At 61.8% G+C, this 15,801-nt stretch carries 13 protein-coding genes; 5 read left to right on the top strand and 8 right to left on the bottom strand.

Annotated elements, in window-relative coordinates; genetic code table 11:
* Nucleotides 1-70 precede the first annotated feature (70 nt).
* Entirely contained in the window at nt 71-778 is a 708-nt protein-coding gene (locus tag HBO09_RS25850) for a YebC/PmpR family DNA-binding transcriptional regulator (RefSeq protein ID WP_169999186.1), read from the top strand.
* A 114-nt stretch (nt 779-892) separates the two neighbouring features.
* Here HBO09_RS25850 and HBO09_RS25845 read toward each other — a convergent pair whose 3' ends face one another.
* On the bottom strand, nt 893-2,197 hold the full coding sequence (locus HBO09_RS25845) for a leucine-rich repeat-containing protein kinase family protein (protein ID WP_169999185.1): 1,305 nt from the start codon (nt 2,195-2,197) through the stop codon (nt 893-895).
* 350 nt (nt 2,198-2,547) lie between these two features.
* Here HBO09_RS25845 and HBO09_RS25840 point away from each other — a divergent pair, with 350 nt between their 5' ends.
* Nucleotides 2,548-4,152, top strand: coding sequence for an amino acid adenylation domain-containing protein (locus tag HBO09_RS25840; protein WP_169999210.1), 1,605 nt, complete (start codon nt 2,548-2,550; stop codon nt 4,150-4,152).
* Nucleotides 4,149-5,441, top strand: coding sequence for a hypothetical protein (locus HBO09_RS25835; protein WP_169999184.1), 1,293 nt, complete (start codon nt 4,149-4,151; stop codon nt 5,439-5,441). The genes HBO09_RS25840 and HBO09_RS25835 overlap by 4 nt, the downstream gene beginning before the upstream one ends.
* A gap of 155 nt (nt 5,442-5,596) precedes the next feature.
* Here HBO09_RS25835 and HBO09_RS25830 read toward each other — a convergent pair whose 3' ends face one another.
* Nucleotides 5,597-6,814, bottom strand: coding sequence for an MFS transporter (locus tag HBO09_RS25830; RefSeq protein ID WP_169999183.1), 1,218 nt, complete (start codon nt 6,812-6,814; stop codon nt 5,597-5,599).
* Between the two features lie 96 nt (nt 6,815-6,910).
* Here HBO09_RS25830 and HBO09_RS25825 point away from each other — a divergent pair, with 96 nt between their 5' ends.
* Nucleotides 6,911-7,366, top strand: coding sequence for a helix-turn-helix domain-containing protein (locus HBO09_RS25825; RefSeq protein ID WP_169999182.1), 456 nt, complete (start codon nt 6,911-6,913; stop codon nt 7,364-7,366).
* 25 nt (nt 7,367-7,391) lie between these two features.
* Here HBO09_RS25825 and HBO09_RS25820 read toward each other — a convergent pair whose 3' ends face one another.
* Nucleotides 7,392-8,543 (bottom strand): carboxypeptidase family protein, encoded by a 1,152-nt coding sequence (locus HBO09_RS25820; RefSeq protein WP_169999181.1) that lies wholly within the window; start codon nt 8,541-8,543, stop codon nt 7,392-7,394.
* A gap of 479 nt (nt 8,544-9,022) precedes the next feature.
* Nucleotides 9,023-9,370, bottom strand: coding sequence for a DUF3077 domain-containing protein (locus HBO09_RS25815; protein WP_169999180.1), 348 nt, complete (start codon nt 9,368-9,370; stop codon nt 9,023-9,025).
* Nucleotides 9,371-9,499: 129 nt separating this feature from the next.
* Between HBO09_RS25815 and HBO09_RS25810 the strand changes: the two genes are divergently transcribed.
* The gene (locus HBO09_RS25810) at nt 9,500-10,147 is read left to right on the top strand and encodes a LexA family transcriptional regulator (protein ID WP_169999179.1); all 648 of its coding nucleotides are present in this window, start codon (nt 9,500-9,502) and stop codon (nt 10,145-10,147) included.
* On the opposite strand, the gene HBO09_RS25805 is transcribed toward HBO09_RS25810, so the two are convergent.
* From HBO09_RS25805 to HBO09_RS25790, 4 genes are read right to left on the bottom strand one after another with little or no spacing between them, the layout of a single operon-like run.
* A complete protein-coding gene (locus HBO09_RS25805) occupies nt 10,144-12,096 on the bottom strand; it encodes an acetyl/propionyl/methylcrotonyl-CoA carboxylase subunit alpha (protein WP_169999178.1) in 1,953 nt (650 codons plus the stop codon). The two genes, HBO09_RS25810 and HBO09_RS25805, sit on opposite strands and share 4 nt — an antisense overlap.
* Nucleotides 12,093-12,899 carry a gamma-carboxygeranoyl-CoA hydratase gene (locus HBO09_RS25800; protein WP_169999177.1) on the bottom strand — a complete coding sequence of 269 codons (807 nt, stop codon included), beginning with the start codon at nt 12,897-12,899 and terminating at the stop codon, nt 12,093-12,095. Before HBO09_RS25800 ends, HBO09_RS25805 begins: the two co-directional genes overlap by 4 nt.
* A 14-nt stretch (nt 12,900-12,913) precedes the next feature.
* Nucleotides 12,914-14,521, bottom strand: a complete 1,608-nt coding sequence (locus tag HBO09_RS25795) for a carboxyl transferase domain-containing protein (protein WP_169999176.1) — start codon at nt 14,519-14,521, stop codon at nt 12,914-12,916.
* Nucleotides 14,522-14,532: 11 nt separating this feature from the next.
* Nucleotides 14,533-15,696 (bottom strand): isovaleryl-CoA dehydrogenase, encoded by a 1,164-nt coding sequence (locus tag HBO09_RS25790; protein ID WP_169999175.1) that lies wholly within the window; start codon nt 15,694-15,696, stop codon nt 14,533-14,535.
* Nucleotides 15,697-15,801: the final 105 nt, after the last annotated feature.

Genomic DNA, 15,801 nt, shown 5'->3' with positions numbered 1-15,801 from the left:
CCTATAAACTCTGCGGCCAAAGCGCCGGCCAGTAGACGTCTCGGCGCCACGGATATCAAGAGAGTGAGTCATGGGCGCACAGTGGAAGGTTAAACATAAAGAAGCGGCATCCAATGCCAAGGGCAAAATCTTCGGCAAGCTGGTGAAAGAGATCACCATTGCCGCCCGCAACGGTGCTGATACCGCAACCAACGCCCACCTGCGTCTGGTGGTCGAGCAGGCCAAAAAGGCCTCGATGCCCAAGGAAACCCTGGAGCGCGCGATCAAGAAAGGCGCGGGCCTGCTGGGCGAGACCGTGCAGTACCATCGTGTGACTTACGAAGGGTTCGCCCCGCACCAGGTACCGTTGATCGTCGAATGCGTGACCGACAACATCAACCGCACCGTGGCGGAAATCCGCGTGGCATTCCGCAAGGGGCAACTGGGGGCTTCGGGCTCGGTGGCTTGGGACTTCAACCATGTAGGGTTGATCGAGGCCTCCCCGGATACCCCGGATGCCGACCCGGAAATGGCCGCCATCGAAGCCGGCGCCCAGGACTTTGAAGAAGGTGAAGAAGAGGGCACGACCCTGTTCATTACCGAGACCACAGACCTGGATGCGGTGCAGAAAGCCTTGCCGGAGCAGGGGTTTACCGTGTTGTCGGCCAAGTTGGGCTACATCTCGAAAAACCCGGTCAGCGGTTTGAGCGACGAGCAGATGGTGGAAGTCGAAGCCTTCCTCGAAGGCCTGGACAACCATGACGACGTGCAGGATATGTTCGTCGGCCTGGCGGGCTGATACCGGCCTGGAATCATGGGCGCGAGCTTGTGTGGGAGCGGGCTTGCCCGCGATAGCGGTGTGACTGACCGACTGCTATCGCGGGCAAGCCTGCTCCCACATTTGCATGGCGTTTCAGAGTGAGGACAGCAGTGTCTCGATCTCTTGGAACGCCGGACGCGCCAGCACCTGCGGCTGGCAGCAACTGTCGCGCAGCGCCTCCAGCATTTGACGCTGTTCATCGCTCAACCCGCTATCAATGCGCTCCAGCAACTCCCCCAGCAACACCCCGAACGCCCGCACTTCAATGCGCTGCAACGCCCTGGTCTCCAAGGTGTCGGCGGTGGCATGGAATGACGCCGCGCCAAAATCCCCGAGCAAACAATCACCCTCGGCATTCCACAGGATATTGTGGCCATACAGGTCGCCATGGGTAATGCCGTGCCGGTGCAGGTGCGCGGCCACGGAGGCGATGCCGCGTGCCATGCGCAACGCCACTTCAAGGCTGAAGCGGGTGGCAGGGTCGTAGATGTCCCGGGTGCAGGACGCCAGGCTGGGCAGGCCGGCGAGGTTGCGGTAGCTCGGGTCGATCAGGTCCATCACCAGGGCGGCCTGGTCAGCGGGGTGGCCGATCACGCGGCCTTGCACCTTGATCAGGTTGGGATGCAGCCCGGCGGCAATGCAGGCCTGCATTTCGTGCAGCGGCGAACCGTCGCTGGTGATGGTGCCCTTATAGAGTTTGACGGCGACAGGCGCGTTCGACGCTTGCCTGAACGCCTTGCGAATCACGCCTGAAGCGCCTTCGCCCAATACTTCGGCCAGTTGCAGTTCAGCCCAGGGAATGTTTGGCGTCGCGTCATCATTGGCCACTTCCACCGCGCTTTCTACCGGGTTGCCGGCATAGGCCAGCCAGGTCAGGCGCGGTAGCGTCAGCAGCCATTGCGGCAGTTGCGTCAAGCGGTTGGAGGCGATGCGCAGCAGCTCGAGGTTATGGCACTGGGCTAGGCTCGCTGGCAGTTGCTCCAGGCGGTTGCCTGCCAGCATGAGTTTTTGCAGCAGTGGCCGTTCACCGAGTTCGTCCGGCAAGTGGCTGATGTGGTTATCGGTCAGGATCAACCAGCGTAACTGCAACGGCAGCGCGGCGGCGGGCACGTGCTCGATCTGGTTGGCCTTGAAGCCGATCATGCTCAATTGCTGGCATTGGCCCAGGCACGCCGGCAGTTCGGTGAAGGCGTTGTCCGAGCAAAACAGCACACGAAGGTGGGGCAGGCGGTGCAAGTCGTCCGGCAGGCTGCTCAGGGCGTTGCCGCTCAGGTTGAGGATTTCCAGGGACTCGGCCAGGTCGAAGATTTCCCGGGGGAACTGCGTCAGGCCGCAGGACAGATCCAGGCGCTTGATGCCAGCCAGTTGGCCAGCCTTGAGTTGGGCAAGGGTATCCATGAACGGCTTAGGTCACTCGACAAGGGCAAAGGCGCTCATGATAGCGATTTGAGCGCCGGCGAGCTGACTTGTTGTAACTGGCTGGGGCTGAGGGTGTAGCCCTGCTGCCGGGCCTTGTCCGCGAAGAACCGGTGAATGGCCTGCGTCGCGAGTGTAGTAATCGGCTGTGCTCAGGGAGACGCCAGCCAGCAATGGATGTTCCATTCGTAGGAAAAATAAATCCTGTGAATGGCCTCGTTCCCTATCGTTTGTAGCCTCTCGCAAGTCTGTAATGTCGTGTCAGTTCCTCAATCAAGCGCCCTGACTGCCCGATCACTGTGGGCAGGAGCCAGATGAGGAGTGAGTCCATGATGTCGGCAACAGCAACGAGTAGCGGTTTTGTCAGTACCCAGGCGTTAGGTCATTTGCCCCCCCTGCAACGCGATACCCTCCAGGCCTGGGGATGCGGTGCGGTCAATCCACTGCCGTACACCTATATACACCAGGCTTTTGAAGCGCACGCGGCGGCAGCGCCCGAGGAGATAGCCGCCCGCTGGCTAGACCAGAGCATCAGCTATCGGCAGTTGAATCGCCAAGCCAATCGGCTGGCGGCGCACCTGATCGAACAGGGGGTGGTGCCGGGCGACAGTGTGGCGCTGTTTGTCGAACGGTCGATCCCCATGCTGGTGGGGATGCTCGCGGTGTTGAAAGTCGGCGCTGCATATGTGCCCCAAGACGCCAGAATTACCCCGCCGGCCCAATTGGCGATGATCCTTGAGTCGTTGTCGAGCAAGGTTGTGCTGACATTGTCGGGGTTCAAGGATCGACTGCCGCTGGCCGCCGATCAGCCGTGTGTGTGCCTGGATGAGTTTCTCGTGCAGGCACCGTGGCTGGCAGAGGAAGCGGACCCAAACGTCGCGGTGACCCGCCCCGGCGACTTGTGTTTTGTGCTGTTTACCTCTGGCACCACGGGACGGCCCAACGGGGTGCGGGTGACCCATCGCAATGTGTGCAACGTGCTGCTGACGGCGCCGGGAAATCTGGGCATGAGGCCGGGCATGATCGTCGGGCAGATTCTCAACATTGCATTCGACATGGCCGCCTGGGAAATTCTTGGCTGCCTGGCCCACGGCGCAACGTTGCATATCCGCACCCAGGATATCGGGCAGACCGCGCGCCTTTGCCACGTGCTGATCGCAACGCCGTCGATTCTTGGCACCCTTGACCCCCAGCAGTGCCCCGACCTTGAGACGGTAGCAGTGGCGGGCGAGCCGTGCCCACAGGCACTGGCGGACCGATGGGCGGCCCATTGCGTGTTCTACAACGGCTGCGGGCCCACCGAAACCACCATCGTCAACACCCTGCACCGGCATACGCCGGGGGCACCCTTGACCATCGGCACGCCTACGCCCAACAACACCGTGTATGTGCTGGATGAACACGGGCGGGCGTGCGCGCCAGGGGAGGTCGGTGAGATGTGGGCCGGGGGCGACGGGGTGACGGCGGGGTATCTGAACAACCCGCTGTTGACTGCGCAACGCTATCGTCCTGATCCGTTCCTGGGGGCGGGCCGGATGATGTTTCGTACACGGGACCTGGGACGCTGGACGGACAGCGGGGCACTGGAGCATCTGGGTCGAGTTGACGATCAGGTCAAGGTGCGTGGTTTTCGCGTGGAGTTGGATGCGGTTTCAACCACGTTGGAGGCGTGTGGTTCGTGTAGCCGGGCGGTGGCACTGAAGTTCGACAGTCAGCACCTTGTGGCGTTTGTGACGCCGGCCAGTGCGAATGTTCCGGCCGCCAGGCAGTACTGCGCGCAGCGCTTGGCGTACTACTGCGTTCCCGCGTTGATCTTTGCTGTGGAGAATCTGCCGCTGACGGCGCGCGGCAAGATCGACAAGACCCTTCTGCTGCAATGGGCTCGTGACAGCGTCGAGGGGCAGCAACTCGCCCTGCAAGAGGGTGGTCGCCCATGATTGACCGGTTGATGGAAACGCCATTGCCTGCGCGGCCTGGCGGGTGGAGACGCTGGTCTGGCGCGCCGCTGTTTTCCCATTACAACAGGCTGGTGGCGCTGGTGTTCGTCGCCAACGGCGGGTTTGCGCTGGCCTGCCTGGAGCTGCCAGGGGTGGATGTGCAGGTGGTGTCGCGGCTGGTGATGATCAACCTGGCCCTGGCGATCCTGGTGCGCCAGCAGTACGTGATCAACGGGTTGTTCTGGCTGGCGACGCGAATCCCCGTGACGTGGCCGCTGTGCATCCGTCGCCACGCGGCCAAGGTCTATCACCTTGGGGGGCTGCACAGCGGCGGCGCGGTGGCGGCGACGTTGTGGTTTGCGGTGCTGGTCGGCATCCAGGGGTGGCGCTACCTGCAACAGCCGCACAGCGTTTCGGCGGCATGGTTGCTGGTCAGTGGCGCATTGTTCGGCATCTTGGTGCTGATGATCGTGATGGCGCAGCCGTGGATTCGCGGTCGCTTCCATAACGGCTTCGAGCGCGTGCATCGGTTTGCAGGTTGGGCCGCCTTGTTGCTGTTCTGGGCGCAAACGCTGCTGGCGTTACCCCAGGGCAGCCTGCTGCATGCAGTGGAGTTCTGGGTGTTGCTCCTGCTGAGCCTGAGTATTGCCCTGCCTTGGTTGCGCCTGCGCAGGGTGGCGGTCAGTCATCACCGACCTTCAGACCATGCGGTAGTGACCCGCCTGTTACACACCACGCCGTTTGCCGGCTCGTCCACTGCAATCAGTCTGCAGCCACTGCTGGAGTGGCATTCGTTCGCCAATATTCCCACTCCGGGCCAGCCGGGCTTTCGCCTGATTATTTCCCGAGCTGGGGATTGGACGGGGCGCTATATCGACCGCTTGCCGTCGCATGTGTGGGTCAAGGGGATTACTACCGCGGGCGTGGCCAACGTCGAGACCTTGTTCAAGTCCGTGGTGTACATCGCCACAGGGAGTGGTATCGGCCCGGTGATGCCGCATTTGCTGGCGGCGCAGGTGCCGATCCAGTTGGTGTGGTCCACCCGCAGCCCCGCCAAGACCTATGGCGCGGCATTGGTAGAGGAAATTGTGCGGGCACAACCCGACGCCGTGATCTGGGACACCGATGTGCGGGGCAAGCCTGACCTTGTGCAGTTGGCCTACGCTGCCGTGCAAGCGGTAGGGGCCGAAGCGGTAATCTGCATCGCCAACCAGGCGTTGACCCGTCGGGTGGTTGAAGAGATGGAAGCCCGGGGCATACCGGCTTACGGCGCGATCTGGGATTCCTGAGCAACGGTTTGGCACGAATAGAGGCGCGGGACGAATCCGAGCAATACCGCCATCTGGTGCTTGTTCTGTAAACGCCTACAGCCTCTGGGGATTGCGATTTTGGCGATGGTGATCGAGCGTCTGCCGGTGTTGTGGCATTTGGCGGCGGCGTTGCTTCATGGCTGGGTGCGTCGTGATGACGTGTTGCACAGCATGTTCGGCAAAGGCTGAGCACCGAGGGTAAACCGCCAGTAAACCAGGGCCAACAGGTTGATGGCGGCGCCCAGTGCGCACACGCCGAGCCAGCCGGCCCAGGCGTACATCATCGTGGCCAAGACCGAGCCCAGGGCGCTGCCTGCCGAATAGAACAGCATGTAGGCGGCCACCAGCCTGCTCTGGGCGTCGGGGCGCACGCTATAGATCAGGCTTTGGCTGGTGACATGCACGGCTTGCAGGCCGAGGTCGAAGGTAATGACGCCGAGCAATAATGCCCATAACGAGGACAGGGTGAGGGCGATGGCCAGCCACGACAGCAGCATCAGCAGCAGGGCGGCACCGCTGGTCCATTGGGCCAGGCCGCGGTCGGCCAGGCGCCCGGCATGGGCCGCGCCCAGCGCGCCGGCGGCACCGGCAAGGCCGAACAGGCCGATCTGGGTGTGGGACAACGACAATGGCGGAGTGCTCAACGCCAACACCAAAGGCGTCCAGAGCACGGTGCCAGCGGCAAACGTCAGCAACGCCAGCACCGCACGATCTCGCAGGACTTTTTCCTCGCGCAAAAGGCGCAACACCGAGCCTAACAACTGCCCATAGGAACCCGGCGTGCGAGGCTGTTCGGCGGCGGGCAAGACACGCCAGAGCAATAGCGCCATCAGCAACGTCAAGCCGGCCGACAACAGGTACACCGAGCGCCAGCCGGCCAGGTCCGCCATGATCCCGGATACCGTGCGCGCCAGCAGCAGGCCGACTACGATGCCACTGGTCACCAGGCCCACCACATGCCCCCGTTGCTCGGGCCGCGCCAGGTTGGCGGCATAGGCCACCAACACCTGGGCCACCACGGCGAGCAAGCCCGTCAGCAGCAGGCCAGCCAGGAACCACAAGCTGCTGCTGGACAGCGCGACCAGCAATACTGCGCAGGTCGAGAGCAGCAACTGGCTGACAATCAAGTAGCGGCGATTGAGCAGGTCTCCCAACGGCACCAGCAATAACAGGCCGACGCCATAACCGACCTGGGTCAGGCTGATCACGATGCCGACGGTGGCGGGGTCCATGGAAAACGTCATGGCTATGGCATCGAGCAGGGGTTGGGCGTAATAGACATTCGCTACCGACAAACCACAAGCAATGGCAAACAGCAGCACGACCGTGCCGCTCAAGGAAGATTTTGGCATATTGGATGCTCGTTATGGTTTTGAAATGAAACCAGTTGTACGGTAGGTATTCCGGTTTTATATTGCAACTACATTTTTGTCAGGCAGGCATTATCCATGGTCAAACTCACCCGCTTTGAAAGTGCCGAATGCCCGGTGGCGCGCTCACTGGAGGCCATTGGCGATGGTTGGGCGCTGTTGATCATTCGCGATGCATTCGATGGCATCCGCCGTTTTGGCGAGTTCCAGCGCAGCCTGGGGATGGCCAAGAACATTCTGTCGGCGCGCCTGCGCGACCTGGTGGCCCACGGGATTCTCGAGGTCGTCCCGGCCTCCGATGGCAGCGCTTATCAGGAGTATGTGTTGACGGAAAAGGGCAGGGGGCTGTTTGCCGTGATCATTGGGTTGCGGCAGTGGGGCGAGGGTTTTTTCTATGCCGAAGGCGAGGCGCATTCGGTGATGCTGGACCGGGAGCACGGCCAGCCCCTGCAGCCCTTGCAGGTACGTGCAGCGGATGGCCGGGTACTCGAGCCGCAGGAATGCCTGCGGGTGTCAGCGCAACCCGGGGGCTGAATCGGCCCCCCCGGGTTGGCCAGGATCAGCGCAGTACGTCGACTATATCCGCCACGCTGCTCAGCACGTCCTTGCCCAGTTGCAGCGAGCGTTTGCCGGACCAGCCGGTATGAGGGTCGGGCGCATCGTCATTGTCCTTGAACGGCATTTCCAGGGTCAGGGACAGGCAATCGAACTGCTCGCCCACGCTGTTGCAGGCCAGGGTCATATTGGCCTGGCCTGGCAAGTCGCGGGTGTAGCCATGGGTGGTCTGGAAGTCGCGGGTCAGCTCGCTCAAGTGGCTGCGAAAGTGTTTTTCCAGGGCCTCGATACGCGGCGTATAGCCGGGGTTACCTTCACAACCTGCGGTGAACACGTAGGGGATTTCCTCGTCGCCGTGGATATCCAGGAACAGGTCGACGCCGTATTTTTCCATTTGCTGTTGGACGAACAGCACTTCCGGGCTCTGCTCCTGGCTTGCGCTTTGCCAGGCGCGATTAAGGTCCTGGCCCATGGCGTTGGTGCGCAGATGGCCGTGGAACGCACCATCCGGGTTCATGTTCGGCACCAGGTAGAGGTCGGCGGCGGCCAGCAGTTTTTTCAGCTCGTCATCACCGTCCTGTTGCAGGCGCTCGATGATGCCTTCCATAAACCACTCGGCCATGTGCTCGCCGGGGTGCTGCTGGGCGATGATCCACACTTTGCGCTGCCCCGCGCCGCCCTTGCCACGGCGTAGCAGGGGAATATCACGGCCCTCGACGCTCTTGCCGGTCGCCAGCAATTGGGTGCCCGCGCGGTTCAGCGCCCGGTCGATCAACCAGGCGTGACGTTCGCGGCTGTAGGGTTCGAAGTAGGCGAGCCAGGCGTGCTTTTGCTCGGTCTTGAATTCGATGTGCAAGGTTTCGCCATCAAAGCGTGTAGGCACGCGGAACCAGTTGATATGGTCGTAGGACGCCACGGCGTTGTAGCCGCTCCAGGCATGTTTGTAGGAGGACTGACCAGCGTTGCTCAAGCGAAAGGTATGGGTATGACCAATGTGCATACCTTCGGCCTTGAAGTGGAACCATTGGAAGTGCTGGCTACGGGTATCGGGTTTGATCGCCAGTAACAGTTGATGGGCATCGCGGGTGTCGAGCACCTGGATATTGCCGCTGTCGAAATCGCTGGTGATTTTAATGGAGGTCAAGGCCACGGTCATAGTCTGGTTGCCTGAATATGAGAGTTGTGACAGGCAGTTTACACAGGCGCGGGGTAAAGTCTGGACGCAATTTATTGCGAAAAAGGAGGGGGCGTCGTCCATGACGCAGCAGCAGCTTAGAGTCTATGAGATTGATTCTCAAGTGCTAATTTGGAAAGAACCGGGCCAGAGCGCTTTCTCGGCTTTCTTTCGCTGATGGTCTTTTGCTACCATGCGCGCCATCAAGCAACACACAGTCTTCATTAGCCTGAAGCCACGCCAGAATAACTGGCAAAAAAAAGACCCGGCCAAAGAGCCGGGTCAAAAACCGTGATTAGCCTGATGAGGAGATATTCCAAGAGTCCGACCTAAGGTCTCTTGGTCTATCGACTGATCTCGCGACCAGCTGCTTGCAATAATAATCATTATCATTTGCAAGTCAAATGTTTTTATCTGCCTGATAGAAATATTTTTCCTTCTGTTCCTGCACGCCTGTCTGGTTACGAGGTTTTCCCGTCTGCCAGTTGCAGTGGACGCTCCAGCATGGCCTTGGCCATATCAATTAGATACACCACCGAAAACGCCAGGTCCCGGGTGCCTCCCAGCTTGTTGTTCGCCAGCTCATACGCGATGGCGGCGGCGCTGCGCAGCAGGTCCGACGCGTGGATCAGGGCTTCCTCGCTGCTGACCGTGGGATTGGCCTCGAACCAGGCTTCATCGTCCGGTGTCGGGCCTGGATCCTCTTTCAAGTAGTAGTCCAGCGCACGACGGGCTGCGTCGCTGCCCTGTAAAAATTTTATTTCATCATTATCAGGTGTACCGGGCAGGTGATCCGGAGGTGTGGTCATGAGATCTGCGCTCTGGGTGGGAAGGTGAACAGGTAAGCGTGATAATAATACGATCTGTATTTATGTCATTTGATTGATTACTACAAACTGTTTATTGTCGTCATCAATACACCCGGTATTGTCTGCCCCATGGATAAATGGATAGCGTTGGTCAAAGCCAACATGAAGGCCCGCAAGGTCACGCAGAATCAACTGGCTGCACGCATGGGCATGTCCCAGGGCGGCATTGGCCATTGGCTGGGCAAACGCCGGGTGCCGAGCCTCGCCGATATGAACCGGGTGCTCGAAGAGCTGGGCCTGGGTTATCTGGAAGCAGCGCTGGTGATCCGCGAGAAGGGCGATGGCCCGGTCGAAGATGAAGCCGCGCCGGCCCTTCAATACAACCCGTATTTTCGCTACCCGGTAAAAGACTGGAAACAGCCTTGCCAGGTCCACGAACAGCGTTCGGCCTATAGTCCTGCGCGTTTTCAGGCGAGCGACTACGACGCCGACGGCGAGGCGTTCTGGCTCCAGGTGAGCGGCGATGCAATGACCGCGCCCAGCGGGCCAAGCATCGCCGACGGCATGATGATCCTGGTGGACCCGGCCCTCGACGCCGAGCCCGGCAAACTGGTGGTGGCCCAATGGGCGGGCAGCAGCCAGGCGACGTTTCGCAAGCTGTTGGAAGAAAGCGGCCAGCGTTACCTGGTGCCGCTCAACCCGACCTACCCAAAGGCGTTGCTCACCGATGACTGCCGGATCATCGGCGTGGTGGTCCAGGCCACGGTGAAGTTTTAGGGCTGGGCCTCCAGTTCCACCAATGCACTGCCTTCGCCGACCATTTCACCTTCCTGGCAATACAACGCCTTGACCACGCCGTTATGGGGCGCACGGATGCTGTGCTCCATCTTCATCGCTTCGAGCACCACCAATTGCGTGCCGGCCTCAACCGTCTGGCCGACTTCCACCAGCACCCGCACGATGCTGCCGTTCATCGGCGCAGTAAGGCCACCCTGATGCGCCTGCCCGGCATCGACGGCGGCGATCGGATCAAACAGCGTCACGCTGCGCATTTCACCCTGCCAGCGCAGGAACAGCGTCTGGCCATGGCGCACCGCCAGATGCGAGCGGCGTATGCCGGCGTCTTCGATCCACAGGTGTTCGTCCCGCAGTTGCGGCGCAATGGTGGTTTGCAACGTCACCAGGCGGTCCTGGCCGTCGCAGCTCAAATGCAGTGATGTCTCGGCAGGCAGGCCTGTGCGAAAGCCCAGCGCCGCAGCCCACGGCGAGGCGGGGTCGTCGTTGCGCAGCCGAGGCAGTTGGCTTTGCATAAACGCGTGGCCGGCGGCCTGCCAGAACTCATCGCTCAACGCGCTGGGGACAGGCAGCAGTTGTTCCTGATAACGCGGGATAAACCCGGTATCCAACTGCGCCGCAGCGAACGCGGGATGGCCGATGATGCGCCGCAAAAAGCCCAGGTTGGTCTTCAAGCCGCCGACTGCAAATTCATCCAGCATACTCAGCAGGCGCAAACGTGCCTGTTCGCGATCTTCGCCCCAGGCAATCAGCTTGCCGAGCATCGGGTCGTAGAAGGGTGATACGTCGTCGCCTTGCTCGACGCCGCTGTCCACCCGGCGTCCCGGGCCTGGCGCCGATTCGCGGTACAGCGCCAGATGCCCGGTAGCCGGTAAAAAGTCATGGCTCGGGTCTTCGGCATACAGCCGCACTTCGATGGCGTGGCCGTGCAACGGCACCTGCTCCTGGGTCATCGGCAGCGGCTCGCCTTGAGCCACGCGAATTTGCCAGGCCACCAAGTCCAGGCCGGTGATGGCCTCGGTTACCGGGTGTTCCACCTGCAAACGGGTGTTCATCTCCATGAAGAAGAACTCGCCGCGCGCATCCAGCAGGAACTCCACGGTGCCGGCGCCGACATAGCCAATCGCCTGGGCCGCGCGTACCGCCGCCTCACCCATGGCCTGGCGCAGGGCCGGGCTGAGACCGGGCGCCGGGGCTTCTTCGACGACCTTTTGGTGGCGACGCTGGATCGAGCAGTCGCGCTCATTGAGGTACAGGCAATTGCCATGCTGGTCGGCAAATACCTGGATCTCCACGTGGCGCGGCTTGATCAGGTATTTCTCCACCAACATCTGCGCGTTGCCAAACGACGACAGCGCTTCACGCTGGGCCGAAGCCAGGGCTTCGGCCAGTTGGCTTTCGTCCTCGACCACTTTCATGCCTTTGCCGCCGCCGCCAGCGGTGGCCTTGAGCAGCACCGGGTAGCCAATGCGCGCGGCGGCCTGGCGGAAGGTTTCCAGATCCTGCTCGGCACCGTGGTAACCCGGCACCAGGGGCACGCCGGCGGTTTCCATCAGCGCCTTGGCCGCGGATTTGCTGCCCATGGCATCAATGGCCGAAGCAGGCGGGCCGAGGAAAATCAGCCCGGCGTCTTCAATTGCCCGCGCAAAGCCCGGGTTTTCGGAAAGAAAGCCATAGCCAGGATGAATCGCCTGGGCGCCGCTGGCTTTGGCGGCGGCAATCAATTTGTCGATCTGCAGGTAGCTGTCGGCGGCCTTGCTGCCGCCCAGGTCCACGCGGATATCGGCTTCGCGGCTATGGCGCGCATCGCGGTCCGTGGCGCTATGCACGGCAACGGTGGTCATGCCCATCGCCTTGGCCGTGCGCATGACGCGGCAGGCGATTTCGCCACGGTTGGCCACCAGCACGCAGGTAATCAACGGTGAACTCATGAACGAGGCTCCTGGGACTGCCAGCTGGGTGCACGCTTTTGCAAAAACGCGCGCAAGCCTTCCTGGCCCTCGGCGCTGACGCGGATGCGTGAGATGGCGTTTTCGCAATAACGGCGCAACGCCGGAGTGAGCGCGCCATTGCCGACTTCACGCAGCAGGTCCTTGCTGGCACGCATGGCGGCGGGGCTGTTGAGCAGCAGATTGGCGGTCCACTGCTCGACCTGTTGATTCAGCTCATCGAGGGGATAGCTTTGCGCCAATAGCCCGATCGCCTGCGCCTGCTGGCCGTCGAAGCGTTCTGCGGTCAGGGCATAACGCCGGGCCGCGCGCTCGCCAATCGCCTGCACCACAAACGGGCTGATGACCGCCGGTGCGAGACCGATGCGTACTTCCGACAGACAGAACTGCGCGTCATCGGCGCCAATGGCCATGTCGCAGCAACTGATCAGGCCCAGGGCACCGCCATACGCTGCGCCCTGGACCACGGCCAGGGTCGGGATTTTCAGCTTGGCCAGGTTGTACATCAACTCCGCCAGCTCGCGGGCGTCGTCAAGGTTGGTGTGGTAATCCAGCTCGGCCGACTGCTGCATCCAGGCCAGGTCCGCGCCGGCGCTGAAATGCTTGCCGCGCCCGCGTACCACCAGAAAGCGCAGGGACGCATCGGCCTGTACCTGATCCAGGGCAATGATCAGCTCACGGATCATTTCGGCATTGAACGCGTTGTTTTTCTCTTCCCGGCTCAACCACAGCGTGGCAAAGCCACGGGGATCGTTCACCAGTTCAACGGTGTTGAAATCGCTCATGGGTGCAGCTCCAATTACATGCGGAACACGCCGAAGCGGCTCGGCTCGATGGGGGCATTCAGTGCGGCGGACAAGGCCAGGGCCAGCACGTCACGGGTCTGCAAAGGGTCGATGACGCCGTCATCCCACAGGCGGGCGCTGGAGTAGTAGGGGTGACCCTGGGTTTCATACTGGTCGAGGATCGGCTGCTTGATCTGCGCTTCTTCCTCGGCGCTGAACCCCTGGCCACTGCGTTCGGCTTGTTCGCGCTTGACCTGCACCAGCACGCCGGCCGCCTGTTCGGCACCCATCACGCCAATGCGTGCGTTGGGCCACATCCACAAAAAGCGCGGGTCGTAGGCGCGTCCGCACATCCCGTAGTTACCGGCACCAAAGCTGCCACCGATGATCACTGTGAATTTCGGCACCTTGGCACAGGCCACGGCGGTGACCAGCTTGGCGCCGTGCTTGGCGATGCCGCCGGCTTCGTATTTCTGCCCGACCATAAAGCCGGTGATGTTCTGCAAGAACAGCAGGGGAATCCCGCGCTGGCAGGCCAGCTCGATAAAGTGCGCGCCTTTTTGCGCAGCTTCGGCGAAGAGGATGCCGTTATTGGCAAGGATCGCGATGGGATAGCCATGCAAATGGGCAAATCCGCAGACCAGCGTGGTGCCGAACAGCGCCTTGAACTCATCGAAGACCGAGCCGTCCACCAGCCGCGCAATCACTTCACGCACATCGAAAGGTTGCTTGGCGTCGGCCGGGATCACCCCGTACAACTCGTCGCTGGCATACAACGGCGCGACCGGCGTGCGTTGTTGCGACTGCCCCTGTTTGCGCCAATTGAGGTTGGCGACGCTACGGCGGGCCAGGGCCAGGGCGTGTTCGTCGCTGTCGGCGTAGTGGTCGGCCACCCCGGAGATCTTGCAGTGCACGTCGGCCCCGCCAAGGTCTTCGGCGCTGACCACTTCGCCGGTGGCGGCCTTCACCAGTGGCGGGCCCGCGAGGAAGATGGTCGCCTGCTGGCGCACCATGATCGCTTCGTCCGCCATCGCCGGCACATAGGCACCGCCGGCGGTGCAGGAGCCCATGACCACGGCAATCTGCGGGATGCCCTGGGCGCTCATGTTGGCCTGGTTGAAGAAGATCCGCCCAAAGTGCTCACGGTCGGGAAACACCTCATCCTGACGCGGCAGGTTGGCGCCGCCGGAATCCACCAGGTAGATGCACGGTAGGCGGTTCTGTTCGGCGATGGTTTGTGCGCGCAGGTGTTTTTTCACGGTCAGCGGGTAATAGGAGCCGCCTTTTACCGTGGCGTCGTTGGCGATGATCATGCATTCCACGCCTTCGACCCGGCCGATCCCGGCGATCACGCCGGCAGCCGGTACGTCTTCACCGTAGACCTGATACGCCGCCAGTTGGCTGAGCTCAAGGAACGCCGAGCCTGGGTCAAGCAGGCGGTTGATGCGCTCGCGCGGTAACAGCTTGCCCCGTGACGTGTGGCGCTCCTGGGCCTTGCTGCCGCCGCCTTGCTGGACCTGGGCGAGCAGGGCGTGCAGGGCGTCGACCTGTTTGAGCATTGCCGCGCTATTGGCGGCAAATTCAGCCGAACGCGGATTGAGTTGGGTGTGCAGGGTGGCCATGGTGCACTCCCTCAGCGGGTTTCGTTGAACAGTTCGCGACCAATCAACATGCGCCGGATCTCACTGGTGCCCGCGCCGATTTCATACAGCTTGGCATCGCGCAGCAGGCGGCCGGCCGGGAATTCATTGATATAGCCATTGCCGCCGAGAATCTGGATTGCATCGAGGGCCATCTGCGTGGCGCGTTCGGCGCTGTACAGAATCACCCCGGCCGCGTCCTTGCGTGTGGTTTCGCCGCGCTCGCAGGCTTGGGCTACCGCGTACAGGTAGGCACGGCTGGCGTTGAGCTGGGTGTACATGTCGGCGACCTTGCCCTGGATCAGTTGGAACTCGCCGATGCTCTGGCCGAACTGTTTGCGGTCGTGGATATACGGCACGATCAGGTCCATGCAGGCCTGCATGATCCCGGTCGGTCCGCCGGAGAGCACCACGCGCTCGTAGTCCAGGCCGCTCATCAGCACTTTGACCCCGCCATTGAGCGTGCCGAGGATGTTTTCTTCGGGCACTTCGACGTCATCGAAAAACAGCTCGCAGGTGTTGGAGCCGCGCATGCCCAGCTTGTCGAACTTGTTGCTGCGGCTGAAGCCTTTCGAGTCGCGCTCGACGATAAACGCGGTGATGCCATGGGCGCCTTTTTCCAGGTCGGTCTTGGCGTAGATCACGTAGGTGTGGGCATCGGGACCGTTGGTGATCCAAGTCTTGCTGCCGTTGAGCACATACACGCTGCCGCGCTTGTCGGCGCGCAGCTTCATCGAGACCACATCAGAACCGGCATTCGGCTCGCTCATGGCCAGGGCGCCAATGTGCTCGCCGCTGATCAGCTTGGGCAGGTACTTGAGCTTCTGCTCGTGGCTGCCGTTGCGGTTGATCTGGTTGACGCACAGGTTGGAGTGCGCGCCGTAGGACAACGCCACCGAGGCCGAGCCGCGGCTGATTTCTTCCATGGCCACCACGTGGGCCAGGTAACCCAGGCCGGCACCGCCGTATTCTTCCGGCACGGTGATGCCCAGCAGGCCCATGTCACCGAACTTGCGCCACATATCCACGGGGAACAGGTTGTCGATGTCGATCTGCGCCGCCCGTGGCGCCAGCTCCTTGGCCACGAAGGCCTGCACCTGGTCGCGCAGCATGTCGATGGTTTCACCGAGGGCGAAGTTCAGGGTCGGGTAACTCATGGAAGGGCACCTATAAACATTATTGTTGTGGGGCTGGCGACGCCATTGGGCGATCACCTTTACGTTAACGTAAACTTGCGTTGCATGACTGTCAATCGTAGCTTA

Source organism: Pseudomonas sp. WS 5027, from assembly GCF_012985695.1.
Taxonomy (GTDB): Bacteria; Pseudomonadota; Gammaproteobacteria; order Pseudomonadales; family Pseudomonadaceae; genus Aquipseudomonas; species Aquipseudomonas hygromyciniae.
The sequence above is the reverse complement of the archived record's forward strand: the minus strand, read 5'-3'. Positions and strand labels throughout refer to the sequence as shown.